The organism is Shinella sp. GW835-FHT14H05 (assembly GCF_058793575.1).
In genome coordinates this window covers 1-26,768 of the sequence record NZ_JBXAFY010000010.1, presented here as the reverse complement: position 1 = coordinate 26,768, position 26,768 = coordinate 1, and the positions used below count along the sequence as shown (strand labels likewise).

General features: G+C 63.6%; 23 protein-coding genes. 12 read left to right on the top strand and 11 right to left on the bottom strand.

The genetic code is table 11. The annotated features are described in order from the left end of the window. A complete protein-coding gene (gene dprA / locus AC1Q6Z_RS24775) occupies nucleotides 1-1,152 on the top strand; it encodes a DNA-processing protein DprA (protein WP_492649648.1) in 1,152 nt (383 codons plus the stop codon). Here the strand turns inward: dprA and AC1Q6Z_RS24770 are convergent. After that, nucleotides 1,084-1,338 carry a hypothetical protein gene (locus AC1Q6Z_RS24770; RefSeq protein ID WP_256119028.1) on the bottom strand — a complete coding sequence of 85 codons (255 nt, stop codon included), beginning with the start codon at nucleotides 1,336-1,338 and terminating at the stop codon, nucleotides 1,084-1,086. The two genes, dprA and AC1Q6Z_RS24770, sit on opposite strands and share 69 nt — an antisense overlap. Nucleotides 1,339-1,598: 260 nt before the next feature. Between AC1Q6Z_RS24770 and topA the strand changes: the two genes are divergently transcribed. From topA to rpmG, 6 genes are all read left to right on the top strand, one after another. Beyond that, nucleotides 1,599-4,256 carry a type I DNA topoisomerase gene (topA, locus tag AC1Q6Z_RS24765; RefSeq protein ID WP_492649647.1) on the top strand — a complete coding sequence of 886 codons (2,658 nt, stop codon included), beginning with the start codon at nucleotides 1,599-1,601 and terminating at the stop codon, nucleotides 4,254-4,256. Between the two features lie 4 nt (nucleotides 4,257-4,260). Beyond that, nucleotides 4,261-6,615 carry a ribonuclease R gene (gene rnr, locus AC1Q6Z_RS24760; RefSeq protein ID WP_492649646.1) on the top strand — a complete coding sequence of 785 codons (2,355 nt, stop codon included), beginning with the start codon at nucleotides 4,261-4,263 and terminating at the stop codon, nucleotides 6,613-6,615. Between the two features lie 34 nt (nucleotides 6,616-6,649). Continuing rightward, a complete protein-coding gene (locus tag AC1Q6Z_RS24755) occupies nucleotides 6,650-7,117 on the top strand; it encodes a DUF983 domain-containing protein (RefSeq protein ID WP_492649645.1) in 468 nt (155 codons plus the stop codon). Next, on the top strand, nucleotides 7,114-7,776 hold the full coding sequence (locus AC1Q6Z_RS24750) for an NUDIX hydrolase (protein WP_492649644.1): 663 nt from the start codon (nucleotides 7,114-7,116) through the stop codon (nucleotides 7,774-7,776). Before AC1Q6Z_RS24755 ends, AC1Q6Z_RS24750 begins: the two co-directional genes overlap by 4 nt. Before the next feature lie 13 nt (nucleotides 7,777-7,789). Further along, complete coding sequence (locus tag AC1Q6Z_RS24745) at nucleotides 7,790-8,974, top strand: MFS transporter (RefSeq protein WP_492649643.1); 1,185 nt, start codon at nucleotides 7,790-7,792, stop codon at nucleotides 8,972-8,974. Between the two features lie 93 nt (nucleotides 8,975-9,067). After that, the gene (rpmG, locus tag AC1Q6Z_RS24740) at nucleotides 9,068-9,235 is read left to right on the top strand and encodes a 50S ribosomal protein L33 (protein WP_023512792.1); all 168 of its coding nucleotides are present in this window, start codon (nucleotides 9,068-9,070) and stop codon (nucleotides 9,233-9,235) included. Nucleotides 9,236-9,922: 687 nt separating this feature from the next. Here rpmG and AC1Q6Z_RS24735 read toward each other — a convergent pair. Both AC1Q6Z_RS24735 and AC1Q6Z_RS24730 read right to left on the bottom strand, forming a co-directional pair. Further along, entirely contained in the window at nucleotides 9,923-11,290 is a 1,368-nt protein-coding gene (locus AC1Q6Z_RS24735; RefSeq protein WP_439628051.1) for a PleD family two-component system response regulator, read from the bottom strand. 16 nt (nucleotides 11,291-11,306) lie between these two features. Next, entirely contained in the window at nucleotides 11,307-11,678 is a 372-nt protein-coding gene (locus tag AC1Q6Z_RS24730; RefSeq protein WP_010065708.1) for a response regulator, read from the bottom strand. Nucleotides 11,679-11,819: 141 nt separating this feature from the next. Between AC1Q6Z_RS24730 and AC1Q6Z_RS24725 the strand changes: the two genes are divergently transcribed. From AC1Q6Z_RS24725 to AC1Q6Z_RS24715, 3 genes are all read left to right on the top strand, one after another. Then, nucleotides 11,820-12,119, top strand: coding sequence for a DUF3572 domain-containing protein (locus tag AC1Q6Z_RS24725; protein ID WP_439617078.1), 300 nt, complete (start codon nucleotides 11,820-11,822; stop codon nucleotides 12,117-12,119). Nucleotides 12,120-12,244: 125 nt separating this feature from the next. After that, a complete protein-coding gene (locus AC1Q6Z_RS24720; protein WP_492649642.1) occupies nucleotides 12,245-13,591 on the top strand; it encodes a DNA polymerase IV in 1,347 nt (448 codons plus the stop codon). Nucleotides 13,592-13,721: 130 nt separating this feature from the next. Continuing rightward, nucleotides 13,722-15,035 (top strand): L,D-transpeptidase family protein, encoded by a 1,314-nt coding sequence (locus AC1Q6Z_RS24715; RefSeq protein WP_492649641.1) that lies wholly within the window; start codon nucleotides 13,722-13,724, stop codon nucleotides 15,033-15,035. A 57-nt stretch (nucleotides 15,036-15,092) separates the two neighbouring features. Here AC1Q6Z_RS24715 and AC1Q6Z_RS24710 read toward each other — a convergent pair whose 3' ends face one another. Together AC1Q6Z_RS24710 and AC1Q6Z_RS24705 are read right to left on the bottom strand one after the other, a co-directional pair. After that, nucleotides 15,093-16,022, bottom strand: a complete 930-nt coding sequence (locus AC1Q6Z_RS24710; protein WP_492649640.1) for a tetratricopeptide repeat protein — start codon at nucleotides 16,020-16,022, stop codon at nucleotides 15,093-15,095. Nucleotides 16,023-16,160: 138 nt separating this feature from the next. Further along, nucleotides 16,161-16,733, bottom strand: coding sequence for a TetR/AcrR family transcriptional regulator (locus tag AC1Q6Z_RS24705; RefSeq protein ID WP_305112077.1), 573 nt, complete (start codon nucleotides 16,731-16,733; stop codon nucleotides 16,161-16,163). A 173-nt stretch (nucleotides 16,734-16,906) separates the two neighbouring features. Here AC1Q6Z_RS24705 and AC1Q6Z_RS24700 point away from each other — a divergent pair, with 173 nt between their 5' ends. Further along, nucleotides 16,907-17,305, top strand: a complete 399-nt coding sequence (locus AC1Q6Z_RS24700) for a RidA family protein (protein WP_256119017.1) — start codon at nucleotides 16,907-16,909, stop codon at nucleotides 17,303-17,305. Here AC1Q6Z_RS24700 and dnaE read toward each other — a convergent pair whose 3' ends face one another. Further along, the gene (gene dnaE, locus AC1Q6Z_RS24695; protein ID WP_256119016.1) at nucleotides 17,306-20,800 is read right to left on the bottom strand and encodes a DNA polymerase III subunit alpha; all 3,495 of its coding nucleotides are present in this window, start codon (nucleotides 20,798-20,800) and stop codon (nucleotides 17,306-17,308) included. It lies immediately after the preceding gene. 362 nt (nucleotides 20,801-21,162) lie between these two features. Between dnaE and AC1Q6Z_RS24690 the strand changes: the two genes are divergently transcribed. Next, nucleotides 21,163-21,741: a hypothetical protein gene (locus AC1Q6Z_RS24690; RefSeq protein ID WP_492649639.1), complete on the top strand. Its 579-nt coding sequence runs from the start codon at nucleotides 21,163-21,165 to the stop codon at nucleotides 21,739-21,741. Between the two features lie 17 nt (nucleotides 21,742-21,758). On the opposite strand, the gene AC1Q6Z_RS24685 is transcribed toward AC1Q6Z_RS24690, so the two are convergent. From AC1Q6Z_RS24685 to mce, 5 genes are all read right to left on the bottom strand, one after another. Next, the gene (locus AC1Q6Z_RS24685; protein WP_256119014.1) at nucleotides 21,759-22,445 is read right to left on the bottom strand and encodes an ABC transporter ATP-binding protein; all 687 of its coding nucleotides are present in this window, start codon (nucleotides 22,443-22,445) and stop codon (nucleotides 21,759-21,761) included. A 12-nt stretch (nucleotides 22,446-22,457) separates the two neighbouring features. Beyond that, nucleotides 22,458-23,765, bottom strand: a complete 1,308-nt coding sequence (locus AC1Q6Z_RS24680) for a lipoprotein-releasing ABC transporter permease subunit (RefSeq protein ID WP_435265324.1) — start codon at nucleotides 23,763-23,765, stop codon at nucleotides 22,458-22,460. Nucleotides 23,766-23,800: 35 nt separating this feature from the next. Continuing rightward, the gene (gene proS, locus AC1Q6Z_RS24675) at nucleotides 23,801-25,129 is read right to left on the bottom strand and encodes a proline--tRNA ligase (protein ID WP_435265323.1); all 1,329 of its coding nucleotides are present in this window, start codon (nucleotides 25,127-25,129) and stop codon (nucleotides 23,801-23,803) included. Between the two features lie 717 nt (nucleotides 25,130-25,846). Further along, a complete protein-coding gene (locus tag AC1Q6Z_RS24670; protein ID WP_256119010.1) occupies nucleotides 25,847-26,116 on the bottom strand; it encodes a DUF1467 family protein in 270 nt (89 codons plus the stop codon). A 78-nt stretch (nucleotides 26,117-26,194) separates the two neighbouring features. Continuing rightward, nucleotides 26,195-26,599 carry a methylmalonyl-CoA epimerase gene (mce, locus tag AC1Q6Z_RS24665; RefSeq protein WP_492649638.1) on the bottom strand — a complete coding sequence of 135 codons (405 nt, stop codon included), beginning with the start codon at nucleotides 26,597-26,599 and terminating at the stop codon, nucleotides 26,195-26,197. Nucleotides 26,600-26,768 lie beyond the last annotated feature (169 nt).

Genomic DNA, 26,768 nt, shown 5'->3' with positions numbered 1-26,768 from the left:
ATGCACGACCGCAGCGCAAGGACACGGGGAATTGCGCTGACGGAAAGACAGAGGATCGCCTGGCTGCGCCTCATCCGCAGCGACAATGTCGGGCCGGTCACTTTTCGCGAACTCATCAACCATTTCGGCAGCGCCGAGACCGCTTTGGACATGCTGCCGGAACTCTCCCGCCGCGGCGGCGCGTCGCGCGTGATCCGCGTCGCGAGCCAGGCCGAGGCGGAGCGCGAGCTGGACCTCGCCGACAGGCATGGCGCCACCTTCGTCGGCATCGGCGAGCCGGATTATCCGCCCCTGCTGCGCCAGATCGTCGGCGCCCCGCCGCTCCTTGCCGTCAAGGGCAATTTGAATGTCGCGTCGGCACCGGCCGTCGGCATTGTCGGCGCGCGCAACGCCTCTATCTCCGGCATGAAATTCGCCGGCCTGCTGGCGCGCGAGATTGGGCGGGCCGGCTATTCCATCGTCTCTGGTCTCGCGCGCGGCATCGATACCGCTGCCCATCGCGCGAGCCTCGACACCGGCACGATCGCTGCCATGGCCGGTGGGCTCGACAAGCCCTATCCGCCGGAAAATATCGGCCTGCTCGGCGAAATGACCGATGGGCAAGGCCTTGCCATCAGCGAAATGCCCTTCGGCTGGGAGCCCCGCGCACGCGACTTCCCGCGCCGCAACCGGCTGATCGCCGGCATGGCGCTCGGCCTGGTGGTGGTGGAGGCGGCGGTGCGCTCGGGCTCGCTGATCACCGCGCGCAACGCCGCGGATTTCGGCCGGCTGGTCTTTGCGGTGCCGGGCTCGCCGCTCGACATGCGCTGCGAGGGCACGAACGGCCTTCTGAAGGACGGCGCGACGATCACGACGACGGCCGACGACGTGCTGGAAAGCCTGCGGCCCCTCTCGGAGCCCGACCTCTTCACCCCGCGACCGCATGCCGGCGAGCCGCCGGAGGATACGCCGCCGGCACTCCGCCTACCGCCAAGCGACGGCGAGCGCGAACGGATCGCGGAAGCGCTGAGCCAGGTGCCAGCCGAGATCGACGAGGTCATCCGCCATACCGGCATCGCGGCGGCGACAGTCTACCTCGTGCTCCTAGAACTTGACCTTGCCGGCCGGCTTCAGCGGCATGGCAATGGCGGGGTCTCGCTGACCCCGGAGTGACAGCGGCCGTATGCCGGCCAGGATGTCCCCCGCCTCCACATAGGCCATCTCGATGAAATAGCGCAGCATATCCGCGCCTTCATTGTTCGCGACGGTCCGTAACTCGGCCAGCATCTGGCGGGTGTAAGCGATGTTCTCCTCTGCCGTATGAGGTGGGAGAGCGGGCTTTGAAGGTTTCGAGTTCATGGCTTATCCGTTGTGCCAATGATTCAGAATCACCGTTAGGTTGTAATTCCTATGCCTAGGAAACGATACAACGATTATTTATAATTGCAAGAATTGATTGATCGCGTATCGGTTGTATCGCGTTGCATCCCACTTATTTCAGCCCTACCTCTTGACCGGAACGCTTTGTCTGTTCATGTCGAGACACGACTTTCCGGCGCATTGCGCCCGTTTCGCCGGCACCCAACCGCGCGGCACCCGGTACTCAGAGAAAAATGACGATGAATGTTGTAGTTGTGGAATCGCCTGCCAAAGCCAAGACGATCAACAAGTATCTCGGCCCCGGTTACACCGTGCTCGCCTCCTTCGGCCATGTGCGCGACCTGCCGGCCAAGGACGGCTCCGTGCGTCCGGACGAAGACTTCGAGATGACCTGGGAAGTGGACAGCGCCTCCGCCAAGCGTATGAAAGACATCGCCGATGCGGTGAAATCCTCCGACGGCCTCATTCTCGCGACCGACCCGGATCGCGAAGGCGAAGCGATCTCCTGGCACGTTCTCGACGTCCTGAAGAAGAAGCGTGTCCTCGGCGACAAGCCGGTGCAGCGTGTCGTCTTCAACGCCATTACAAAGTCGGCCGTGCTCGAAGCCATGCGCAACCCGCGCGATATCGACATCGCGCTGGTGGATGCCTATCTCGCCCGCCGTGCGCTCGATTATCTCGTCGGCTTCAACCTGTCGCCGGTGCTGTGGCGCAAGCTGCCGGGCGCACGCTCGGCCGGCCGCGTGCAGTCGGTGGCGCTGCGCCTCGTCTGCGACCGGGAATCCGAGATCGAACGTTTCGTTTCGGAAGAATACTGGAACCTCTCCGCCCTTTTGAAGACGCCGCGCGGCGACGAGTTCGAGGCCCGCCTCTCCTCGGCCGAAGGCAAGCGCCTTCAGGCGAAATCCATCAACAACGGCGAAGAGGCCAACCGCCTCAAGGCACTGCTCGAAGGCGCGACCTACCGGGTCGAGAGCGTCGAAGCCAAGCCGATGAAGCGCAATCCTTCGCCGCCGTTTACGACCTCCACCCTGCAGCAGGCCGCCTCCTCGAAGCTTGGCTTCTCCGCCTCGCGCACCATGCAGGTCGCCCAGAAGCTCTATGAAGGCATCGATATCGGCGGCGAGACCGTCGGTCTCATTACCTATATGCGTACCGACGGTGTGCAGATGGCGCCCGAGGCGATCGATGCCGCGCGCCAGGCCGTCGCGGAACAGTTCGGCGCGCGCTACGTGCCGGAAAAGCCCCGCCTCTATTCCACCAAGGCGAAGAACGCGCAGGAAGCCCACGAGGCGATCCGCCCGACCTCCTTCGATCGCACGCCGGACCAGGTGAAGCGTTATCTCGATCCGGACCAGCTCCGGCTCTACGACCTCGTCTGGAAGCGCGGCATCGCCAGCCAGATGGCATCGGCCGAAATCGAGCGCACGACCGTCGAGATCGAGGCAGACAATGGCGGCCGCAAGGCGGGCCTGCGCGCGACCGGCTCGGTCATCCGCTTCGACGGCTTCATCGCCGCCTATACCGACCAGAAGGAAGACGGCGAGCAATCGGACGACGGTGACGACGATGGCCGCCTGCCGGAGATCAACGCGAAGGAGGCGCTCGCCAAGCAGAAGGTGAACGCCACCCAGCACTTCACCGAGCCGCCGCCGCGTTATTCCGAAGCCTCGCTCATCAAGAAGATGGAAGAGCTCGGCATCGGCCGTCCGTCGACCTATGCCGCCACACTCGCGACGCTGCGCGACCGCGAATATATCCTCATCGACAAGCGCAAGCTGATCCCGGAAACCAAGGGCCGCCTCGTCACGGCCTTCCTGGAAAGCTTCTTCACACGCTATGTCGAATATGACTTCACGGCGGATCTCGAAGAAAAACTCGACAAGATCTCGGCCGGCGAACTCGACTGGAAGCAGGTTCTCCGCGATTTCTGGAAGGATTTTTTCGCCCAGATCGAGGACACCAAGGAACTGCGCGTCACCAACGTGCTCGATGCGCTGAACGAGGAACTGGCGCCGCTGGTCTTCCCGAAGCGCGAGGACGGCAGCGATCCGCGCATCTGCCAGGTCTGCGGCACGGGGAAACTCTCGCTGAAGCTCGGCAAGTTCGGCGCCTTCGTCGGCTGCTCGAACTATCCGGAATGCAACTTCACCCGCCAGCTTTCCGCCGACAATGGTTCGGACGCGGAGGCGAATGCCTCCAACGAGCCGCAGAGCCTCGGCAAGGACCCGCATACCGGCGAGGAGATCACCCTGCGCTCCGGCCGTTTCGGCCCCTATGTGCAGCGTGGCGACGGCAAGGAGGCGAAGCGTTCGAGCCTGCCCAAGGGCTGGACGCCGGCAAGCATCGACCACGAGAAGGCGCTCGCACTTCTTTCGCTGCCGCGCGATATCGGCCAGCATCCGGAAACCGGCAAGATGATTTCCGCCGGCATCGGCCGCTATGGACCGTTCCTGCTGCATGATGGCGGCTACGCCAATCTCGAAACCGTCGAGGACGTGTTCTCGGTCGGCCTCAACCGCGCCGTCACCGTCATCGCCGACAAGGCGTCGAAGGGTCCGGGCGGTCGCTCGCGCGGCACGCCGGCGGCGCTGAAGACGCTCGGCGACCATCCGGATGGCGGTCCCATCACGGTGCGGGATGGCAAGTACGGCCCCTATGTGAACTGGGGCAAGGTGAATGCCACCCTGCCGAAGGGCAAGGCGGCCGACAGCGTGACCATGGAGGAAGCGCTCGTACTGATCGCCGAAAAGGCCGGCAAGACGCCCGTCAAGGGCGGCAAGGCCAAGGCGACGAAGGCCGCGAAATCCGACGACGCCAAGGCGGCAAAGCCGAAGGCGAAGGCGAAACCCAAAACCGCAGCCAGCAAGACCGCAGCCAAGGCGAAGAAGGCCTGACGACATGACGAGGGAACCACGCAGCCGGGCAGGACAATCCAAGCGGCCCGGCCGCGCGGGTCGTGACGTGCCGCCGACGGACAATATCCCGATCATCCACGGCGTCCTGCCGCCGCGCGACGTGCTGCTGCGCTTCATCGCGGAGAACCCGGAACAGGCCTCCAAGCGCGAGATCGCCAAGGCCTTCGGGCTGAAGGGCGAGACGCGCGTCGAGCTGAAGGCGCTGCTCAAATCCTTCGAGGAAGACGGGCTTCTGGAAAAGCGCCGCAAATCGCTTGTAAGACCCGGCGCGCTGCCCCCTGTCGCCGTGCTCGACATCACCACGCGCGACGTGGATGGCGAGTTGATCGGCCGCCCGGCGGAATGGCTGGACGATGCGGGCGTGGCGCCTGCCGTGGCCATCCGCCAGTCCACTGTCGGCAGCAAGGGCAAGGCGCCCGTCGCCGGCCTCGGCGACCGCGTGCTCGCCAAGATCTTCCCGGCGAAGGAACGCGGCGGGCCGGCCTATACGGCGCGCATCATCAAGGTGCTCGACAAGCGGAAGAATTCCGGCATGGGCGTGTTCCGCGCCGCGCAAGCGGGCGGCGGCGGGCGCATCATGCCGATCGATCGCCGCGGCGAGGAGATGGAGGTCGACGCCGAGTTCACGGCGGGCGCCAAGGATGGCGACCTCGTGGAGATCGATGTCGTTCGCATGGGCCGCTTTGGCCTGGCGAAGGCGCAGATCAAGAGCGTCGTCGGCTCGGTGGCCTCGGAAAAGGCGATCTCGATGATCGCCATCCACGCCCACGGCATTCCGCATGTGTTCCCCGATGCCGTGATCCGCGAGGCGGAGGCCGCCGGTGCGGCCACCATGTCGCATCGCGAGGACTGGCGCAGCCTCCCCCTCATCACCATCGACCCGCATGACGCCAAGGACCATGACGACGCGGTCTATGCCGAGCCGGACACGTCTCCCGACAATCCGGGCGGCGTGATCGTCACCGTCGCTATCGCCGATGTCAGCTATTACGTCCGGCCGAAATCCGCGCTCGATCGCGAAGCGCAGAAGCGTGGCAACTCGGTCTATTTCCCGGACCGCGTCGTGCCGATGCTGCCGGAGCGCATCTCCAACGATCTCTGCTCGCTGAAGGAAGGCGTCGACCGTCCTGCGCTCGCCGTGCGCATGGTCTTCTCGCATGAAGGCCGCAAGGCGAGCCACACCTTCCACCGCATCATGATGAAGAGTGCGGCGAAGCTCTCCTACCAGCAGGCGCAGGCGGCAATCGACGGCGCGCCGGACGACAAGACCGGACCGATCCTCGACACGATCCTGAAGCCGCTGTGGGAAGCCTACCGCATCATGACGGTCGGCCGGAACCGTCGCCAGCCGCTCGAACTCGACATGCCCGAGCGCAAGATCCTGCTGAAGCCGGATGGCACGGTGGACCGCGTCCATGTGCCGCCGCGGCTCGATGCCCACAAGCTCATCGAAGAGATGATGATCCAGGCGAATGTCGCGGCCGCCGAGACGCTGGAGAAGAAGAAGCAGGTCCTGATCTACCGTGTGCACGACGCGCCCTCGCTTGCCAAGCAGGAGGTGCTGCGCGAGTTCCTGCAGACGCTCGACATTTCGCTCGTTAAGGGCGGCAGCATGCGCTCCAACCATTTCAACGGCGTGCTCGCCAAGGCGCAGGACAAACCGTTCCAGCAGATGGTCAACGAGATGGTGCTGCGCTCGCAGAGCCAGGCGATCTACAGCCCGGAAAATATCGGCCATTTCGGCCTCAACCTGATGAAATACGCCCATTTCACCTCGCCGATCCGCCGCTATGCGGACCTGATCGTGCACCGGGCGCTGGTGGGCTCGCTCGGGCTCGGCGAAGGCGGCATCACGCCGGACGAGGAAGCGGTGCTCGACGACATCGCGGCCGAGATCTCGACCTTCGAGCGGCGTGCCATGGCGGCCGAGCGCGACACGGTCGACCGGCTGATCGCCCATCACCTTGCCGGGCGTATCGGCGAGGAATTCGACGGCCGCGTCTCGGGCGTCACCAAGGCGGGACTATTTGTCACCCTGCCGGAGTATGGCGCCGACGGCTTCGTGCCTATATCTTTGCTGGGACGCGATTACTTTATCTACGACGAGGCCCATCAGGCGCTTTCCGGCGAAAAAACCGGGCTTGGCTACCGCCTCGGGGATATGGTGCGCGTGAGGCTCGCGGAAGCGGTGCCGCTCGCCGGTTCGCTCCGGTTCGACATGTTGAGCGAGGGACGCAAGATGCCGACGGCAGTGCGCTCCTTCCACAAGTCGGGCCGGCGCAAGGGCAGCGAACCGCGGCGCCAGCCGGGCACCCGCCCTCCCCGCGGGAGACGTTAGGCCGGTCAAAAGTGCCGGCAGGAAGGACTTGGACATGCAGGCGAACGAGACCAGCAGCACGCTGCAATTCGGCGATACCGCGAGTGCCGCGCCAGCGGAGCGCCCGCTCGGCCGCGCCATCAAGCGCGGCATGCTGAACCGCTGCCCGGCCTGCGGCACCGGCCGCCTCTTCCGCTCGTTCCTGAAGCCGGTCGACAACTGTGCGGCCTGCGGCGAGGACTATACGCACCAGCGCGCCGACGACCTGCCGCCCTATCTCGTCATCACCATCGTCGGCCATATCGTCGTCGGCGGCTACATGATGACGGACCTCGTCTGGCCGCTCTCCACCTGGCAGCATCTCGCCATCTGGACGCCGATCACGCTTATCCTGGCGCTTCTCATGATGCAGCCCATCAAGGGCGGAACGATCGGCCTGCAATGGGCGCTGAAGATGCACGGGTTCAACGACAAGCCCGCCGAGGCGGAGGCCGCTCCAGCCTATGGCGACCGGACGGCATGACATCTGTCCGGCCTGTCGATGCAGCCTCGATCCTGCTTCTTGACCGGTCGGGGGCCGGCGTGCGTGTGCTCGTCGGCCGACGCAGCAGCAAACATGTCTTCATGCCTGACGTCTACGTCTTCCCCGGCGGCCGGCGTGACGCCGGCGATCGCCTGGTCTCCATCGCCAACCCGCTGAACCCGCTCGCCAACGAGCGGCTCGCGCTGAAGGCCGGCACGCGCTGTTCCAATTCGCGGCTGCGCGCGCTCGGCGTGGCGGCGGTGCGCGAACTCTACGAAGAGGCCGGCATCCTGGTCGGCGCACCGCTCGCCGAGCCTGCGGAAGGCGTGCTTCCCTTCCGCCCCGACCTTTCCCACCTGCGCTTTCTCGCCCGCGCCATCACGCCCGCCGGCATGGTGCGGCGCTTCGACACACGCTTCTTCACGCTCTTTGCCGACGAGGCGGGCGTCGATCCGGCCGGCGCCAAGGCCAGCCATGAGCTGGAAGATCTGCGCTGGGTAGATATTTTTGACCACAAGGGCATCGACATGCCCGACATAACCGTATTGATCCTTGAAGAGCTTAAAAAAAGCATTCAGGAAGACAAGTCTCTGCCCTTCGGAAGGCCCGCGCCGCTGTTCTACGCCCAGCGCGGGCGTCACCTACGGGATATTCTTTGAGGATCGATCGCATATGACGCAGCCGCAATCCGGCACCTCCGGCCCGGTGGAGAGCATCCACTGGAGGTCTCTCATTGCAGCCGTCGCCGCCATTTCCGCAGTCGGCATCGCCATCGGCCTCGGCCTGCCGCTGCTCTCCATCATCATGGAAAAGCGCGGCATCTCGTCTACGATGATCGGCATCAACTCCGCGATGGCGGGCGTCGCCGCCATGGCCGCAGCGCCCTTCACCACGCGGCTTGCCCATGCCTGGGGCACGTCGACGACGATGCTGCTTGCCATCCTGCTTTCCGCCATCAGCGGCCTCGGCTTCTACTATATCGAGAATTTCTGGCTGTGGTTCCCGCTGCGCCTGGTCTTCCACGGCGCGATCACCACGCTCTTCATCCTCTCGGAATTCTGGATCAACGCCGCCGCCCCGCCCCGCCGGCGCGGCCTGGTGCTCGGCATCTACGCGACCGTGCTGTCGCTCGGCTTTGCCACCGGCCCCCTGCTCTTCTCCATCCTCGGCAGCGACGGCGTGCTGCCGTTTGCAGTCGGCGCGGCGATCATCCTGCTTGCGGCGCTCCCGATCTACATCGCGCGTGCCGAAAGCCCGATCATCGACGAGAAGCCGGAGCTGCATTTCATGCGGTACGTGCTGCTCGTGCCGACGGCAACGGCCGCGGTCTTCATTTTTGGCGCGGTGGAAGTGGGTGGTCTTTCGCTCTTCCCGATCTACGCCACCCGTGCCGGCTTCAGCGAGCCGCAGGCGGCCCTGCTGCTCACCGTCATGGGCATCGGCAACATGGCGTTCCAGATCCCGCTCGGCATGCTCTCCGACCGCATGAAGGACCGCAGGAGCCTCTTGACGATCATGGCCGTCATCGGCCTCGTCGGCGCGCTCTCGCTACCGCTGGTGTCGCAGAACTGGGTGCTGATGGCCGTGGTGCTGCTGGTGTGGGGCGGCTGCGTCGCCGGCCTCTATACGGTCGGCCTCAGCCATCTCGGCTCGCGACTCGTCGGGGCGGACCTCGCGGCCGCCAATGCCGCCTTCATCTTCTGTTATGCGGTGGGCACGGTGGTGGGTCCGCAGGCGATCGGTGCGGCGATGGACGTCTCCGGCAATGATGGTTTTGCCTGGGCGATCGTGTCCTTCTTCGGCTTTTACCTGGTACTTTCACTGGCCCGGATCGTTTTCCGACCGAAACGGGCTTGACTTTTCGGGCGCGATTTGTAGTTTCCGCCCAGATTTAAGCCGTGGAGCAGACTGGCTGTCCGCGGCTTCGTTTTTCATAAAGGCAGGACGACCATGGCCAAGGCTACCACCATCAAGATCAAGCTGCTGTCGACGGCCGACACCGGTTTCTTCTACGTAACGACGAAGAACAGCCGCACGATGACGGACAAGATGACCAAGACGAAGTACGATCCGGTCGTCAAGAAGCACGTCGAATTCAAGGAAACCAAGATCAAGTAATCTTGGCAACCCTTTCGGTTCGCAAAGGCGCTGGGCGGAAACGTCCGGCGCCTTTCCTTTTGGGCCGGGTCGCTGCAAACTCTTCAGAGATTCGCGAATCAAAAACGCCGCTCCCTTCACGGGAGCGGCGCTGAACGGGGGTCGGCCAGATACGACGACGGCACGAGGATTCCGTTTGTGTCGTAACCAGCCGACCGACCCCACGACCCAGGAGATGCGGCGGACCTAGCATCATGGGGTAACCGGTTGTGCGGGCTTGTTTGCCGCCCATGAGTTGAACATCGCGCGAAAAAGAAAAAAAATCAACGAATTCTTAACGCTCCCCTCGCCGCTCCTTGTCTCATAGTTAACCGCGGCGGCGACACTTGTCTCATTGGGTTCCAGTTACGTTATGGATCACAACAACGGCGGGTCCACGTTACGTCAACCATAGCGCGAACCACCCACAACCCTGATAAAATGCCGCGAAGCCACACGGTTAGATTGCAGCCAGCACAACCCGTTGATAAGGCTGACCAAAAATAAATAGTAGGATTTATAGCGAAATTTCGCCGCGGGCATGAGCCGCAGGGGCCCGAAATCCGCCTTCCGGCTGCGTTCGGGACCCGCCCGGACTTCAAGCCAAATGGCCGGAGTGCAATCTGGCCTGTGGACAACCTATCGCCAGATGCCGGCGAACCACCCGAATCAGGCGGCGGCAGCCACGACGCGATTCCGTCCGGAGCGTTTGGCCTCGTAGAGCGCGGCATCGGCGCGCTTCAGCAATGTTTCCGGGCTGTCGCCCGAAGGCAGCGCGGAGGCAAGGCCGAGCGAGGCGGTGATCGGCAGGAAGACATCGGTGCCGGGAATGCGGAAGGGCTCGCGCTCGACGATCGTGCGAAGGCGCTCCGCCACGCCCGCCGCCATCTCGGCCGACGTATCGGGCATCACCAGGACGAACTCCTCCCCGCCGTAGCGGCAGGCGAGATCGGCGCCGCGCACGGCGGAGCGCACGCGGTTGGCGAATTCGCGCAGCACCGCGTCGCCGGCATCGTGGCCGTAGGTATCGTTGACGAGCTTGAAGCGGTCGATATCGGTGATACAGACCGACAGCGGGCGGCCACGCGCGGTGGCGCGGTCGATCAGCAGCTTCATGTGATTGTCGAGGTAGCGGCGGTTGTGCAGACCCGTGAGGCCGTCCGTCACGGCCAGCTCGATCGTCTGGCGCACACTGGCGCGCAGGCGGTCGTTGCAGCGCTTGCGGCGGATCTGGGTAAGGCTGCGGGCGATCAGCTCGTTCGGGTCGATCGGCCGCATCAGGTAGTCCGTCACGCCGAGATCGAGCGCGCGCACGATCAGGTCGTCATGGCCCTGCTCGGCGATCAACAGCAGCGGCAGGAAGCGCGTGCGCTCCAACGAGCGCAACTGCGAGCAGAGCCGCAGCGGATCGTAATCGTCGAAATTGGCGTTGACGATCACCAGTTCGTAATTGCTTTCGGCCGCCTGGAAGAGGGCCGCCTGCGGATCGGACGTGCAGGTGACGTCGGCGATCGGTTTCAGCGCGCGGGAAATCCGCTCCTGCGAGCTCGCACGGCTGTCGACGAGCAGCACGTCGCCCGCCTCGTCGCCCATCACATTGTCGAGCCCCTCCTCCATGGAGATGGCGCGGGCGGTCGCGGCGCGCATGCGCAGCTCGTCCGTCAGCGTCTTCAGCCGCACCAGACTTTTCACCCGCGACATGAGCTGGAGGTCGTTGACCGGCTTGGTCAGGAAATCGTCGGCGCCGGCCTTCAGGCCGCGTACGCGGTCCGACGGCTGGTCGAGCGCGGTTACCATGACGACCGGGATATGCGACGTGCGCGGATTGGCCTTCAGCCGCTCGCAGACCTCGAAACCGTCGATGCCGGGCATCATGATGTCGAGCAGGATGAGATCGACCTGGGTGCGCTCGCAGATCGACAGTGCCTCATAACCGTTATCGGCCGTCAGCACGTCGAAATATTCCGCGAGCAGCCGCGCTTCGAGCAGCTTCACGTTGGCCGGAATGTCGTCGACGACGAGGATGCGTGCTGTCATGGCCCTGGTCTCTACCTCATGCGTCGCCGAGATAGGTCTTAATGGTTTCGATGAATTTCGGAACGGAGATGGGTTTCGAGACGTAAGCCTCGCAGCCACCCTGCCGGATACGCTCCTCGTCGCCCTTCATCGCGAAGGCTGTGACGGCGATCACGGGGATGACATGGAGCTCGTCGTCCTCCTTCAGCCACTTGGTGACTTCGAGACCCGAAACCTCCGGAAGCTGGATGTCCATCAGGATCAGGTCCGGGCGGTATTTTCGTGCCAGATCAAGGGCTTCCATGCCATTCCTGGTCTGGATGGTGGTGTAGCCGGACGCCTCGATGAGGTCCCGGAAGAGCTTCATGTTCAGCTCGTTGTCCTCGACAATCATCACTTGCTTGGGCATTGTGCGTCCCTGTTCCTCTCACCGGCCTTGCAACCCTCCGGAAGATCGATAAGTTGCGGCAAAGCCGAAATCACCCAGCCTGACCGCAGCCACGTTAGCGGCACTTGGTTGATTAAAAGGTAAATTTCCCGAGGGAAAACGATGAAAAGCCAAAAAGATACACCCGCGACGGCGGAGGCGGAAGCAACCGCTGTCGCCATCCTCGGCTGGATCGCCGGCGAGCCGGAATTGCTCTCGCGTTTCCTCGCGCTGACCGGCGTCGCGCCCACCGAAGTGCGCAACGCCATCAACGATCCCGGCTTTCTCGCCGGCCTCGTCGATTTCCTGATGGGACACGAGCCGACGCTGCTCGACTTCAGCGCCGCGACGGGCATCACGCCGGAGACGGTCGTGCGCGCCCACGCGATCCTCTCCGGACCGTATGGCGACACCGATTTCTGAGGGAATAAACCGGGTGTGCGACACCGCGCGTCCAGCCTGTGCGTCGTCATGCTTTCAGCCCCGGTTCCTCTTGAGACTCGCCAACTTACGCAGTAATGTCGCGATGTTCAATATTTGTTCCATTCATGAGCACCGCCGCACAGCGTTTTCCGGGCTTCTGTCGTGACTGCCTTTCCGGGCAGCCGGCCAATCTGCGCCGTTGCCGCGCCTGCGGCAGCCCCCGCCTCGTCTATCATTACGAACTCTATGACCTGACGCTCGCCCATATCGACTGCGACGCCTTCTATGCCTCGATCGAGAAACGCGACAATCCGGAGTTTGCCGACAAGCCGGTGATCATCGGCGGCGGCAAACGCGGCGTCGTCTCGACCGCCTGCTACGTCGCGCGCATCCACGGCGTGCGCTCGGCTATGCCGATGTTCAAGGCGCTGGAGGCCTGCCCGAACGCCGTCGTCATCAGCCCCAACATGGAGAAATATGTGCGGGTCGGGCGCGAGATTCGCACCATGATGCAGGAGCTGACGCCGCTCGTGCAGCCGCTCTCCATAGACGAGGCCTTCCTGGAATTGCGCGGCACGGAGCGCCTGCACCACGATCCGCCAGCCCGCGTGCTCGCGCGCTTTGCCGAGCGCGTCGAAAAGGAGATCGGCATTACCATCTCGATCGGCCTCTCCTATTGCAAGTTCCTCGCCAAGGTCGCCTCGGACATGCGCAAGCCGCGCGGCTTTTCCGTCATCGGCGAAGCGGAGGCGCTCGATTTCCTGCGGGACAAGTCCGTGCGCCTGATCTGGGGCGTCGGCAAGGCCTTTGCCGAGACGCTGGAGCGCGACGGCATCCGCACCGTCGGCCAGCTCCAGACCATGGAGGAAACCGACCTGATGCGCCGCTATGGCGTCATGGGCAAGCGCCTCTTCAACCTTTCGCGCGGGCAGGACGACCGCGAGGTGCATCCGAACGACGCCGCCAAGAGCGTTTCGGCCGAAACCACCTTCTTCGACGATATTGCGGGTTATGACGAACTGGTCACGCATCTGCGCCGCCTGAGCGAGAAGGTCGCCTCGCGGCTGCGGAAATCCGGCATTGCCGGCTATACGGTCGTGCTCAAACTGAAGACCGCTGATTTCAAGGCCCGCACGCGCAACCGCAAGCTCGAAGACCCGACCATGCTCGCCGACCGGATTTTTCGCACCGGCCTCGACTTGCTGCGCAAGGAAGTGGACGGCACGAAGTACCGGCTGATCGGCATCGGCGTCACGGAGCTTGCCGATCCCGGCCGCGCGGACCCGCCGGATCTCGTCGATCCGGCCGCGAGCCGCCGTGCTGCCGCGGAAGCCGCGATGAACACGCTGCGCGACAAGTTCGGCAAGGCGAGCGTGGAAACCGGCTATACGTTCGGCAAATCCGGCCCCGAACGCTTTCACGAAAAGTTGACCTTCAAATCCGCCGGGAAAACCGACACCCCCACCGAATAAATCCCGAAGAACCAGCGTTCTGCATTGCATCGGGTTGGCACAGATCGGGGGATCGCCAGCTGCATCAAGCCTTCTTTAAACTGGATGCACTAAGCTCCCCTTCGGTTTGTATTGCGTACGGATGGGTTACATGAAGTTTCGCCTCGCTACTGGCATGAGCATATTGGGCCTGATGCTGAGCTGCGCCACGGCGCTCGGCGGAACGCTCGAAGGTCCCCTCCAGATCATGGTGTCGAAGGACCTGCAGGAACTGAAGATCTATGATGGCGGCGTGATCGTCGCCACATCGCGCGTCTCCACCGGCAAGGCCGGCCATTCGACGCCGACCGGCATCTTCTCCATCCTGGAAAAGAAGCGCACGCACTTCTCCAACCTCTATGACAGCGCGCCGATGCCCTTCATGCAGCGGCTGACCTGGTCCGGCATCGCGCTGCACGCCTCCAACAGCGTGCCCTCCTACCCCGCCTCGCATGGCTGCGTGCGCCTGCCGAACGATTTTGCCAAGACGCTGTTCAGCGTCACGCGGCGCGGCGGCCATGTGCTGATCACCGACCGCGAGATCGCCCCGCAGCGCATCGTGCATGCCGCGCTGTTCAAGCCCGTCGTCGTCGTGCCGGATACGCCGCTCCTGTCGGAAGCGGGCCTGCGCCCGTCGCTCATCGAGGCCGGCGACAAGAGCGTCGAGGTGGCGATGACCGATCCGAAGCCGGAGATCGTCACGCCCATCGTACAGAAGACCGAACAGGACCCGATCCGCATTCTCGTCACGCGGCGCGGCGAGCGTGAAATGCTGGTGGACCTCCAGCGGCTTTTGACCTCGCTCGGCTACGACGCCGGCATTCCGGACGGCCTGCACGGCAAGCAGACCGTCACCGCCATCCGCGCCTTCCAGCTCGCCGAAGGCCTGACGGAAGACGGCGTGATCTCGCCGGAACTGGTCGCTGCCGTCTATGCCAAGGCCGGCAAGGGCACGCCGCCGAACGGCCAGATCCTGGTGCGCCAGAAATTCAAGCCGCTGATCGAGGAGCCGATCACCATCCGCAATCCGGAAATCGCGCTCGGCACCCATTTCCTCATCGCCCGCGAAGTCGATGCCGACAAGGGCAAGGCCGATTGGTACGGCGTGAGCATGGACAACCAGCTGCCGCAGGGCACGCTGAAACGCCTCGGCATCACCACCGAGGCCGACGCTTCCGCCCCTGACGCGCTGACGAAAACCCTCGACCGCCTCGACATTCCGGAAGACATGCGCAACCGCATTTCCGGCCTGATGGGCGAAGGCGCCTCGCTGTCGATCTCCGACACGGGCCTCGGCCCCGAAACCGGCGACGGCACGGACTTCATCACGGTCACCCGCAAGGTGCAGAAGGCGGACGCTTCGATCGTACAGGGCAGCAAGAAGAAGAAAAAGAAGAAGGTCTCGTCGGTCACGGTCGTCAATTAACCCGCGACCTCTGGCGCAGCATAGGGCCACCGGGAACCGGTGGCTCTTTTCGGGCGATCATTCGCCGAGGCGCTTCAACAGTTCCTCATAATCGCCTTCGGCCGTCGCCAGCCAGGCGGTGTCGCCAGCGGCGCGCAGACGCTCGATCCTGCTTTGCATGAAGGATTTTGCGTCGTCCATGCGGCCGAGTTCGTAGGCGAGCACGCCGCGCTGGAACAGCATGTCCTGGATGGTTTCGAGGTCGTCCTCGGCCTCCGCGATCTCCAGAACACGGACGAGATAGGGCTCCGCCTCCTGCTTGCGGCCCATGGCATGCAGATTTTGCGCGAGGTTGGTGAGCACGGTTTTCAGCTTCGGATGGCTCTTGCCGAAAAGCCGCTCGCCGCGCGACAGCACATCCTGGTTGAGCGCCAGCGCTTCCTCGTAGCGCTTGGCCTCGTGCAATTGGAAGGCCTGCTTCTCGCGCACGCCGGCGCGCTGGTCGTCGCTATATCCCGAGTAGACGTCGGCAAGCAGCGCGGCCTTGCCATATTGCTCGGCGGAAAGCGCGTGGCTGGCGCTGTTGCCGGGAATTGTCGCATAGGCGCCCAGCAGTTCCGCATGAACATAGCGGTCCATCAGCCGTCGGCCGAGCGGACGATCGTCACCCTCGCTCAAGGTCTCCAGCTCCTCCAAGGCCGCAATGCCGTCTTCATAGCCGAGAAGCGCCGAGCGTACCGTGACGCGGCCCATCATCGAGAGAATTTCCCGCCGCTCATCGAGAAGCTCCCGCTTTTCACCGACATAGCTGCGGAGCACCTTCAGTTCGGCCATGGCATCCGTGCCGCTGAACTGGACCTCTTCATCGTCGAGCCGGCTGCTCATCAGAGCAACCCGTTTGCGCAGCTGGGCATCATCGCTCGGTGCGCCCAGCGCCTCGATGGTGACGGTGGTGCGATCGGCCATGGCGATGGACGGGAGGCCGGCGACGGCGAACAGGCAGCACAAGACAGCAGTTCGTAATCGCATCCGTTTCCCCGGCTCCCTGTTCATCGGCAACAGATCAGGAATTTGTGGCCCGGACCCCGAAGGTCAAGGGTGGGCCTGCCGCTTCCACGCCCTTAAACAAAAATTCCACAAACGTCGTCAGGCTGGCCGGGCCAAGAGGCCCGTCGCAAGAGCCTTGAACGCTTCGACAGCTTTGGGAAGCACCTCTTTCGGTTCATCGCTCGCCGCAATCCAAAGCGCAGCGTTGAACGCCATGCTGCTGAGGAGACGGGCGGCGGCCTCGCCATTCACGGGCTTGAGCATTCCCTCCCCGATCAGCTTTTCCACTTTCGCCTGCGTGACTTGCAGGCATTCGCTCTGGCTCGGCCATTGCGAGGGGTCTCCCAGCACGGCAGGCCCGTCGAGCAGCACGATGCGCTGCACCTCGGGATCGAGCGCCATCTCGATATAGGCCGCGCCTTCGGCCAAGAGGCCACCCCAATCGTCTCCCGTGCGCTCCCCGATTTCCTTGGCGCGCGTCGCCATGTCGGAATCGATCTGATGGACGACTGCGGCGAGAAGCCCGCGCTTGTCGCCAAAAATATTGTAGAGCGCGCCCCGCGTCAGCCCGACATCGGCGGTCAATTCGTCCATGGAGGCGGCGGAATAGCCCTTCTTGCCGAAGGCACGGCGCGCGGCGCCGATCAGCTTGACGCGGTTTTCCTCCATCATCTCGATGCGCCGATTCACGATTTCATCCTTATTTTTGATATACGGCCCGTATATGAACTTGACATCTGCGCCATGCGCGCCCAATTTCATATACGCAACGTATACGAAATTACAGCGGCTGTGAAGCGATGCTGCTCCGTCAGCCGCCCCTACAAACAGAAAGAGAGACCGAAATGACCCAACGCGAAGCAATTTATCCGGCTGGCCGGCACGCCCTCTATGACGAACACGAATATTCGGCGGCCATCAAATCCGGCGATCTCCTGTTCGTTTCCGGACAGGTCGGCAGCCGTGCAGACGGCACGCCCGAACCCGATTTCGCACAGCAGGTGCGCCTCGCCTTCGAAAACCTCAAGGCCACGCTGGCGGCAGCGGGCGCCACGCTCGACGACATCGTCGACGTGACATCGTTCCACACGGATCCCGAAAAGCAGTTCGACACGATCCTGGCCATCAAGCACGAGGTCTTCAACACGAAGCCCTACCCGAACTGGACCGCCATCGGCGTCAACTGGCTCGCCGGTTTCGACTTCGAGATCAAGGTCATCGCCCGCATCCCGGCGGCGAAATAACTAGACCAGCTCCACATCCAGCACGCCCGGTGCGGAGCGCATGGCGGCAGCGATTTCGGGGGAGATGCGGAAACGCTCGTTGAGCTCGACCTCGATTTCGCGCTGGCCATTGTCCTTGATGACGATGAACGAGACCAGGCCGTCGCCCTTGGTGTTCAAGTGGGCGGCGATGGAGCGCAGCGGGCCGGAATCGCGCACATAGACGCGAAGCGCCTTCTGGGTCTGGAGCGATTCTTCCTCCAGCGAGCGCAGCGTCTGGATGCGCAGGCCGATGCCTTCCGGCCGCTCCTCCGCCTGCACGGTCATCACCAGCGATTTGCCGGCCTCCAGCAGGTCGCGGTACTGGTTCAGCATTTCCGAAAACAGCACCGCCTCGAACTGGCCGGACGAATCGGAGAAGGCGACGATGCCCATCTTGTTGCCGGTGCGGGTCTTGCGCTCCTGCTTGGAGGTCACCGTGCCGGCAAGGCGGCCGGCGGTGGCGCCGCGTTTCACGGCGATGGCGAAGTCGGCAAAGGTCTGCACCCGCATCTTGGACAAGATCGGCGCATAGGTGTCGAGCGGATGGGCCGACAGGAAGAAGCCGAGCACCTGGAACTCGCGGTGCAGCTTTTCGGAGGCAAGCCATGGCGTGTAGGACGGCAGCGTGATCACCTCCGGCCCGGTCGCAGCCCCCATGCCGAAGATGTCGCCTTGCCCGCTGTTCTTGTCTTCCTGCGCGCGCTGCGCATAGCCGAGCATGCGGTCGAGGCCGGCAACCATGGCGGCGCGGTCATGGCCGAAACAATCGAAGGCGCCGGCGACGATCAGGCTTTCGAAGACGCGGCGGTTGACGAATTTCGGGTCGATGCGCAGGCAGAAGTCTTCCAGGCTCTTGAACGGCGTATCGCCGCGCACCTGCACGATGTGCTGCACGGCCGCCTCGCCCACGCCCTTGATGGCGGCGAGCGCGTAGTAGATGCGGTTTTCGCCGGTCTCGAAATGGGCAAACGACGTCTGCACGGAAGGCGGGATGACCGCGATGGCGAGACGCCCGGCATCCTGGCGGAAATCGTTCAGCTTGTCCGTGTTGGACATATCGTAGGTCATCGACGCGGCCAGGAATTCGACCGGGTAATGCGCCTTCAGATAGGCCGTCTGGTAGGAAACGATGGCGTAGGCGGCGGCGTGCGACTTGTTGAAGCCGTAGTTGGCGAATTTGGCGAGCAGGTCGAAGATCAGGTCGGACTGCGGCTTCGACACGCCGTTCTTCACGGCGCCGTCGACAAAGCGGGCGCGCTGTTTGTCCATCTCCTCCTTGATCTTCTTGCCCATGGCGCGGCGCAGAAGATCGGCTTCGCCGAGCGAATAGCCGGACAGGACCTGGGCGATCTGCATCACCTGTTCCTGGTAGACGATAACGCCCTGCGTTTCCTTCAGCAGATGGTCGATCATCGGATGGATCGACTCGATCTCCTCCTCGCCGTGTTTGCGGGCGTTGTAGACCGGGATGTTCTCCATCGGACCCGGGCGATAGAGCGCCACGAGCGCGATGATGTCCTCGATGCAGTCGGGCCGCATGCCGATCAGCGCCTTGCGCATGCCGGCACTTTCCACCTGGAACACGCCGACCGTCTCGCCGCGCGACAGCATCTCGTAGGTCGGCTGGTCGTCCAACGGCAGGCTTTCGAGCTTCACCTCGACATCGAGCTTGCGGATGAAATCGACCGCCGTCTTCAGGACGGTCAGCGTCTTCAGGCCGAGGAAGTCGAACTTGACGAGGCCGGCCTGTTCCACCCATTTCATGTTGAACTGGGTGACCGGCATGTCGGAGCGCGGATCGCGGTACATCGGCACGAGCTGCGAGAGCGGCCGGTCACCGATCACGATGCCGGCGGCGTGCGTCGAGGCGTGGCGGTAGAGGCCCTCGATCTTCTGGGCGATGTCGAGCAAGCGCGCGACGACCGGCTCCTTCTCCGCCTCCTCCTGCAGCTTCGGCTCCTCCTCGATCGCCTTGGAGAGCGGCGTCGGGTTGGCCGGGTTGTTCGGCACGAGCTTGCAGATCTTGTCGACCTGGCCGTAGGGCATTTCCAGCACGCGGCCGACGTCGCGCAACGCAGCGCGCGCCTGCAACGAACCGAAGGTGATGATCTGCGCCACCTGCTCGCGGCCGTATTTCTGCTGCACGTAGCGGATCACCTCTTCGCGGCGGTCCTGGCAGAAGTCGATGTCGAAGTCGGGCATCGAGACGCGTTCCGGGTTGAGGAAGCGTTCGAAGAGCAGCGAGAAGCGCAGCGGATCGACGTCGGTGATCGTCAGCGCATAGGCGACGAGCGAACCAGCACCCGAGCCACGGCCGGGTCCGACGGGAATGTTCTGCTGCTTGGCCCATTTGATGAAGTCGGCAACGATGAGGAAGTAGCCGGGGAACTTCATGCGCTCGATGACGCTGAGCTCGAAATCCAGCCGCTCGCGATAATCCTGCTCGGTATAGCCGGGCGTCAGGCCGAGCAGTTCCATGCGGCTTTCGAGGCCCTCCACGGACTGGCGGCGCAGTTCAGCAGATTCGGCGCGGTCCGCCTCCTCCGGATCGTCCGTCGCGCCCGTGAAGCGCGGCAGGATGGGGCTGCACGTCTTCAATACGAAGGAGCAGCGCCGGGCGATCTCGACCGTGTTCTCCAGGGCCTCCGGCAGGTCGGCAAAGAGCTTTGCCATCTCCTTGCGGCTCTTCAGATAGTGGTCGGGCGACAGGCGGAAACGGTTGTCGTCCGAGACCATGGCATTGTGCGCCACCGCCATCAGCGCGTCATGCGCGTCATAGTCATCGGGCGCCGGGAAGAACGGCTCGTTGGTGGCGACCAGCGGCACGTCTTCCGCATAGGCAAGCTCGACCATGCGGCGCTCGTGCTGCTTGTCGTAGCGGCCATGGCGTTGCAGCTCGATATAGAGCCGGTCGCCGAAGACGCGTTTCAGCGCATGAAGGCGCGCGCGCGCCACCGCCGGCTGGCCGGCGAGGATGGCCATGTCGACCGGGCCGCCATGGGCGCCGGTGAGCGCGATCAGCCCGTCCATGCCCGCTTCCAGCCAGCTATAGGCGATGCGGATCGACTGATTGCCCTCGCCCCCGAGATAGGCGCGGCTGACGATCTCGACGAGACGCGCGTAACCGGCATCGGTCGCGGCAAGCAGCACGATCGACGGCAGCTTTACCAGTTGCGCCTGCCCGCCGCGCCGTTCACCGTCGCCCTCGTCTTCCATGTCGATCGACAGCTGGCAGCCGATCAGCGGCTGGATGCCGTCGCCGATCGCCTTCTGCGAAAATTCCAGCGCGGCGAACAGGTTGTTCGTGTCGGTGATTGCGATCGCCGGCTGCTGATCGGACGTCGCCTTGCCAATGATCTTCTTGATCGGCAAGGCGCCTTCGAGCAGCGAAAAGGCCGAATGCACGCGAAGATGCACGAATTGCGGCGTCTCCGCTGCCGCGCCGCCATCCATCTTCCGAGCTTCGTCCGCCATGCGCATCTTCCTTCCGGTCAAGGCAGGAAGCTTAAACGGATTCGCACCGGTCTCGTCCAGAAGGTTATTGCCGTTACACCCGATTTCCACGCGCGAGCACGCGTGGGCGAGAGGCGATCGGCTTCAAAGAATGAAATGCGGGCCGTCAGATTCCGAAGAGGATGACGGAGAACGTGGCGACGAACATGGCCATGGAGGTGAATGCAGCAAGATCACGAAGAAAATCGGTCATTGTGGCTCCCTTTCCTTTTATGTTTTCATTTTGTTCTATTCTTGTTCTCATGTCAACAGCTTTCCACAGGCCCTCTGGACCGCCGTTCGAAGGCGCAATATGGTCGCCTCGCTCACATGGAGGAAAAGAGATGAAGTCGTTGATTGCCGCCCTTCTGCTTTCGGCCAGCCCGGCTGCCCCTGCCGCCGCCGCGGATTTCCCGGCCGAGCGCATCATGGCCATGGCGAGCGGCGACTGGAACAAGGACGGCACGCCGGATCTCGCCCTGGTGGCAACGCCGGGCGACGACAGCGGAGACGACAACGGGCTCTACATCTACGTCGCCAAGCCGGAGGAAAACCGGCTGACGCTGGCGCTCGCCCTGCCCAGGACGGTCTGGGGCAACCTGACCATGTTTGGCCAGGAGCCGGAGCTCGCGGCGCTCGCCAACGGCTCCTTCACGCTCACGACGAAAAACGATTCGATCGGCCGCGACCGCTGGCGCCAGACGCTGACGATCGCCCACCGTAATTTCGATTTCATCGTCGCGGGCTACACCTATTCGTCCTACGACACGCTCGACACGGACGCCGTCAGCGATTGCGACCTTAACGTCTTGACCGGCAAGGGCAAGGCGCTTGGCCAGCCGATCACGGGCAAGGCGCAATTCGTGCTGCTGAAGGACTGGAACGACGAGATCGCCCGCTCGATCTGCGGGCTGGACAATTAATCAACGGCCGGGAGGCTTCAGGCGAGCTCGCGCACGAGGCCGTCCTCGATCGTCACGCGGCGATCCATCAGGCCGGCGAGCTCGTGATTGTGCGTGGCGATGAGCGCCGCAAGGCCGGACTGGCGGGCGAGCGCTTCCAGCGCCTCGAAGACGTAGCCGGCGGTTTCCGGGTCGAGGTTGCCGGTCGGCTCATCTGCCAGCAGCAGGAGTGGCGCATTGGCGACGGCACGCGCGATGGCGACGCGCTGCTGCTCGCCGCCGGAGAGTTCCGACGGGCGGTGCTCGGCGCGATGGCCGATGCGCATATAGTCGAGCAGCTGGGCGGCGCGTTCGCGCGCCTCCGCCTTGGTGAGGCCGCCGATGAGCTGCGGCATCATGATGTTTTCCAGCGCGCTGAATTCCGGCAGCAGATGGTGGAACTGGTAAACGAAGCCGATCTCGTTGCGGCGGATCGTGGTGCGCTCCTCGTCGGCAAGCTCGGCGCAGGAATGGCCGTTAACGAAGACCTCGCCGACATCCGGCTTTTCGAGCAGGCCGGCAATGTGCAGCAGGGTCGACTTGCCGGTGCCGGAGGGCGCCACGAGTGCGACGGTCTCGCCGCTTTTCAGCGTGAAATCCGCGCCTTTCAGGATCGTCAGCAGGGTCTCGCCCTGGCCGTAGTGCCGTTCGATGCCCCTGAGTTCCAGTGCGTTGCGCGCGTTCATGGCGTTCTGTTCCTATTCGTACCGCAGGGCCTGGACGGGATCGAGCTTGGAAGCGCGCCAGGCGGGGAAGATGGTCGCGAGGAACGAAAGCGCCAGCGCCATGACGATGACCGTGACCGTCTCGCCGGCATTCATGTCGGCCGGCAGCTGGCTCAGGAAATAGAGTTCCGGATTGAACAGCGTCGTGCCTGAAATCCACGAGAAGAACTGGCGGATCGATTCGACGTTCAAACAGACGACGACGCCGAGCGCGACGCCGGCAAAGGTCCCGACCGTGCCGATCGCCGCCCCCGTCATGAAGAAGATGCGCATGATGGCGCCGGACGTGGCGCCCATGGTGCGCAGGATCGCGATGTCGCTGCCCTTGTCCTTCACCAGCATGATGAGGCCGGAGATGATGTTGAGCGCGGCGACGAGCACGATCAGCGTCAGGATCATGAACATGACGTTCCGCTCGACCTGCAGCGCCGAGAAGAAGGTGCGGTTGCGCTGGCGCCAGTCGGTTATGTAGATCTGCCGCCCGGCCGCCGCCTCGATCGGCTGGCGCAGCTCGTCGACCGCATCGGGATTGGTGACGAAGAGCTCGATCGACTGCACGATGCCTTCGGCATTGAAGTAGAGCTGCGCCTCTTCAAGCGGCATGTAGATGATCGAGGCGTCGTATTCCGACATGCCGATCTCGAAGATCGCTGAGACCGTGTAGGTCTTGACGCGCGGGTTGACGCCCAGCGGCGTCACGTCGCCTTCGGGTGCGACGAGCGTGATCTGGCCGCCGGCGCTCAGCCCAAGCTGCTCGGCCATGCGCGAGCCGATCGCCACGCCGCTGCCAGAGGCGAAGCCGACGAGGTCGCCTTCCTTGAAATTGTCCGAGACGGCCTTCATCTTCGCCAGATCATCGGCGCGGATGCCGCGCACCAGCGCGCCGGTGCCGGCCCCGGCCGTGCCGGAGGCCAACGTCTGGCCCTCGACGAGCGGGATCGCCATCGTGACGCCCGCGACGGCGGAAAGCCGCTCGGCGAGTGCGGCATAGTCGTTCAGCGGCGTGTCGATCGGCTGGATGATCATGTGGCCGTTGATGCCGAGGATGCGCGAGATCAACTCCGTGCGAAAACCGTTCATGACGGCCATGACGATGATGAGCGTGGCGACGCCCAGCATGATGCCGATGAAGGAGAAGCCGGCGATGACCGAGATGAAGGCTTCCTTGCGCCGGGAGCGCAGGTAGCGCCAGGCGACCATCCGCTCGAAAGCGGAGAACGGGCGGTTTTTCTTGTAGGCTTGAGCCCCGGTTGCAGATGCACCGCTCGCTGCGTCAGCCATGGTCCCTCCCGTTGCCCCGGCGCCGGCACGCCGCATCAATTACCGGACGTCAGGCGGTTGATCGCCGCCTCGATGGTCAGCGTCTCGCGCGCGCCGGTCTTGCGGTCCTTGATCTCGACTTCGCCGTTGGCGACGCCGCGCGGGCCGGCAATGACCTGCACCGGCGCGCCGATGAGGTCGGCCGTGGCGAACTTGGCGCCTGCCCGCTCATCCTTGTCGTCGTAGAGCACGTCGATGCCGGCCTTCAGCAGTTCGGCGTAGATCTTCTCGCAGGCCGCGTCGCAGGCATCGTCGCCGGACTTCATGTTGATGACGATCGCCTCGAAGGGGGCGACGGCCTTCGGCCAGATGATGCCGTTCTCGTCGTGCGAGGCTTCGATGATCGCCGGCACGAGGCGCGTCGGGCCGATGCCGTAGGAGCCCATGTGCACGATGTGCTCCTTGCCGTCCGGCCCCTGAACCTTGGCGCCCATGGCTTCGGAATATTTCGTGCCGAAATAGAAGATGTGGCCGACCTCGATGCCGCGGGCGGACAGGCGCTCGCCTTCCGCAACCGCCTCGAAGGCGGCGGCGTCGTGCATTTCGGAGGTCGCGGCGTAGCGCGAGGTCCACTTGTCGAAGATCGCCTTCAGGCCTGCGACGTCCTCGAAGTTGGTGTCTTCGGCCGGCACGTCGAAGTTCAGGAAGTCCTTGTGGCAGAAGACTTCCGATTCGCCCGTATCGGCGAGGATGATGAATTCGTGGCTGAGATCGCCGCCGATCGGGCCGGTATCGGCACGCATCGGAATGGCGCGAAGGCCCATGCGCGAGAAGGTGCGCAGATAGGCCGCGAACATGCGGTTATAGGCGTGCACCGCGCCTTCGCGGTTGAGATCGAAGGAATAGGCATCCTTCATCAGGAACTCGCGCGAGCGCATGGTGCCGAAGCGCGGACGGATCTCGTCGCGGAACTTCAGCTGGATATGGTAGAGGTTGAGCGGCAGGTCCTTGTAGGACTTCACATAGGACCGGAAGACGTCGGTGATCATCTCCTCGTTCGTCGGGCCGTAGAGCATCGGGCGCTCCTGGCGGTCCTTGATGCGCAGCATCTCCTTGCCATAGGCGTCGTAGCGGCCGCTTTCCTGCCAGAGTTCGGCCGACTGCAGCGTCGGCATCAGAAGCTCGACGGCGCCGGCGCGGTTCTGCTCCTCGCGGATGATGGCGTTCACCTTGTCGAGGACGCGCTTGCCCAGCGGCAGCCAGGTATAGATGCCCTGGGACTGTTGCTTGACCATGCCCGCACGCAGCATCAGCCGGTGCGAGACGATCTCGGCCTCCTTGGGGTTTTCCTTGAGGATGGGCAGGAAGAAGCGGGAAAGGCGCATATCGGGTTCCGGACTGACTGATCCGCCCTATTCGGGGAATCGGGCAAAATGACGTTGATTTTGATGCGTTCATAAACGCTTCGCCTGAGGAAGGGAACCCGGCAGGCCCAGCCCGTGCATCGAGTCGGCGCACTGTCCACCGTCACCGACGGATGCGACAAATGTGGCGGAAAAATGGGGGCGTCAATAACAGAAATTGCGTGCAGGTTGTCAATGGAAAAATTTTATTCCAGTGTAGCAAAAATGCAAAAAAAGCGGATGACAACGCCTAAGCTTTGGGCTAGTTTCAGGCCACAAAACAGGCAAGAAGTACAAATTCTTGCCATTTCGCGGTCAAGTCTTGGGAGGATCAGATCTTTGGCGCGCGTAGACGCTGCCACCGCACAACGGATAAAGATCACGCGATACCTGTAAAACAAGGCTTTCAGCCTTGTTTTTTTTTGCCTTTTGCCAAGCCGGCGCCTCCATTGATAAGCCCGCCTGCCGGGTCCATGCGTCAAAGCCGCACACCTCCCCGCTCCTGCGACACTCCGCCTCACGCGGGGTAAAGCCAGCCGCGCTGCGATGCGCCTCGCGGGGTGCTTATGCGCCGTTTTTTCGGGGTTTTTGCCGGTCATTATGACAGGGGGCAAAGAAAGACTTTTCCAGCTATGCCCGGCGGGGCTGGAAAATCATGCTTCCGGCCGTTGCGAGACCGTTAACCTTTGTGGCGGCCGCCTATTTAAAATCCGGCATGAATTGCGGGATGGAGTCGATGCCGTAGCCCAGCCGCACCGACAGCACGTACCAACAGCCGTAGACCACGGCGGAGACGATCGTCGTGATCAGCATTACGCGGCCGCCCCGAAAACGTGCCGGCGCGCTTTCCACCGTGCCGGGCACCACCTCCTCGGCTTCGGCCTGCGTCTTCAGCCCGAAGGGCAGCACGGCAAAGAGCGTCATCCACCAGACGATGAAATAGACGGCGAAGTAGGAAAACCACTGCATGGATGAGACCCTCGTGCGACAGCCGGTCTTTTACGCCGGTCGGACGGCAAGTTCAAACGGCGTGAGGGCGGCGTGCTGTCACACCTCTTCGAGCTCGACCAGCGTACCGAAAAAATCCTTGGGATGCAGGAAGAGCACCGGCTTGCCATGGGCGCCGATCTTCGGATTGCCGTCGCCCAGCACGCGTGCGCCGCTCGCCACCAGCCGGTCGCGGGCGGCGAGGATGTCATCCACCTCGTAGCAGATATGGTGCATGCCGCCGGCGGGGGATTTTTCGAGGAAGGCGCTGATCGGTGAAGCGTCACCGAGCGGCTCCAGCAGTTCCACCTTGGTGTTCGGCAGTTCGACGAAGACGACCGTCACGCCATGCTCGGGCAGCGCTTGTGGAGCGGAGACGTTTGCGCCGAGCGTATCGCGGTAGGTCGCCACGGCGGCGGTCATGTCCGGCACGGCGATGGCGATGTGGTTGACTTTGCCGAGCATGGGGTCCTCTTCATCCGTACAAGCAGCAAGGCAATCATACGGGCCGAAGAGTGAACCGGCGACGTTGCGGCCCGCCGATCTCCCCCCTTGAGGGGGGGAGTGTTCATGTTGGACTCGCGAGGCGTTTTCTTGCGAGGAAGATGTCGAGTGTGATCTGGAGCATTTCGAG

Excerpts from the sequence above, each read along its gene's own strand:
- dprA (WP_492649648.1), top strand. The coding sequence starts at position 1 with ATGCACGACCGCAGCGCAAGGACACGGGGAATTGCGCTGACGGAAAGA.
- AC1Q6Z_RS24770 (WP_256119028.1), bottom strand. The coding sequence starts at position 1,338 with ATGAACTCGAAACCTTCAAAGCCCGCTCTCCCACCTCATACGGCAGAG.
- topA (WP_492649647.1), top strand. The coding sequence starts at position 1,599 with ATGAATGTTGTAGTTGTGGAATCGCCTGCCAAAGCCAAGACGATCAAC.
- rnr (WP_492649646.1), top strand. The coding sequence starts at position 4,261 with ATGACGAGGGAACCACGCAGCCGGGCAGGACAATCCAAGCGGCCCGGC.
- AC1Q6Z_RS24755 (WP_492649645.1), top strand. The coding sequence starts at position 6,650 with ATGCAGGCGAACGAGACCAGCAGCACGCTGCAATTCGGCGATACCGCG.
- AC1Q6Z_RS24750 (WP_492649644.1), top strand. The coding sequence starts at position 7,114 with ATGACATCTGTCCGGCCTGTCGATGCAGCCTCGATCCTGCTTCTTGAC.
- AC1Q6Z_RS24745 (WP_492649643.1), top strand. The coding sequence starts at position 7,790 with ATGACGCAGCCGCAATCCGGCACCTCCGGCCCGGTGGAGAGCATCCAC.
- rpmG (WP_023512792.1), top strand. The coding sequence starts at position 9,068 with ATGGCCAAGGCTACCACCATCAAGATCAAGCTGCTGTCGACGGCCGAC.
- AC1Q6Z_RS24735 (WP_439628051.1), bottom strand. The coding sequence starts at position 11,290 with ATGACAGCACGCATCCTCGTCGTCGACGACATTCCGGCCAACGTGAAG.
- AC1Q6Z_RS24730 (WP_010065708.1), bottom strand. The coding sequence starts at position 11,678 with ATGCCCAAGCAAGTGATGATTGTCGAGGACAACGAGCTGAACATGAAG.
- AC1Q6Z_RS24725 (WP_439617078.1), top strand. The coding sequence starts at position 11,820 with ATGAAAAGCCAAAAAGATACACCCGCGACGGCGGAGGCGGAAGCAACC.
- AC1Q6Z_RS24720 (WP_492649642.1), top strand. The coding sequence starts at position 12,245 with ATGAGCACCGCCGCACAGCGTTTTCCGGGCTTCTGTCGTGACTGCCTT.
- AC1Q6Z_RS24715 (WP_492649641.1), top strand. The coding sequence starts at position 13,722 with ATGAAGTTTCGCCTCGCTACTGGCATGAGCATATTGGGCCTGATGCTG.
- AC1Q6Z_RS24705 (WP_305112077.1), bottom strand. The coding sequence starts at position 16,733 with ATGATGGAGGAAAACCGCGTCAAGCTGATCGGCGCCGCGCGCCGTGCC.
- AC1Q6Z_RS24700 (WP_256119017.1), top strand. The coding sequence starts at position 16,907 with ATGACCCAACGCGAAGCAATTTATCCGGCTGGCCGGCACGCCCTCTAT.
- dnaE (WP_256119016.1), bottom strand. The coding sequence starts at position 20,800 with ATGGCGGACGAAGCTCGGAAGATGGATGGCGGCGCGGCAGCGGAGACG.
- AC1Q6Z_RS24690 (WP_492649639.1), top strand. The coding sequence starts at position 21,163 with ATGAAGTCGTTGATTGCCGCCCTTCTGCTTTCGGCCAGCCCGGCTGCC.
- AC1Q6Z_RS24685 (WP_256119014.1), bottom strand. The coding sequence starts at position 22,445 with ATGAACGCGCGCAACGCACTGGAACTCAGGGGCATCGAACGGCACTAC.
- AC1Q6Z_RS24680 (WP_435265324.1), bottom strand. The coding sequence starts at position 23,765 with ATGGCTGACGCAGCGAGCGGTGCATCTGCAACCGGGGCTCAAGCCTAC.
- proS (WP_435265323.1), bottom strand. The coding sequence starts at position 25,129 with ATGCGCCTTTCCCGCTTCTTCCTGCCCATCCTCAAGGAAAACCCCAAG.
- AC1Q6Z_RS24670 (WP_256119010.1), bottom strand. The coding sequence starts at position 26,116 with ATGCAGTGGTTTTCCTACTTCGCCGTCTATTTCATCGTCTGGTGGATG.
- mce (WP_492649638.1), bottom strand. The coding sequence starts at position 26,599 with ATGCTCGGCAAAGTCAACCACATCGCCATCGCCGTGCCGGACATGACC.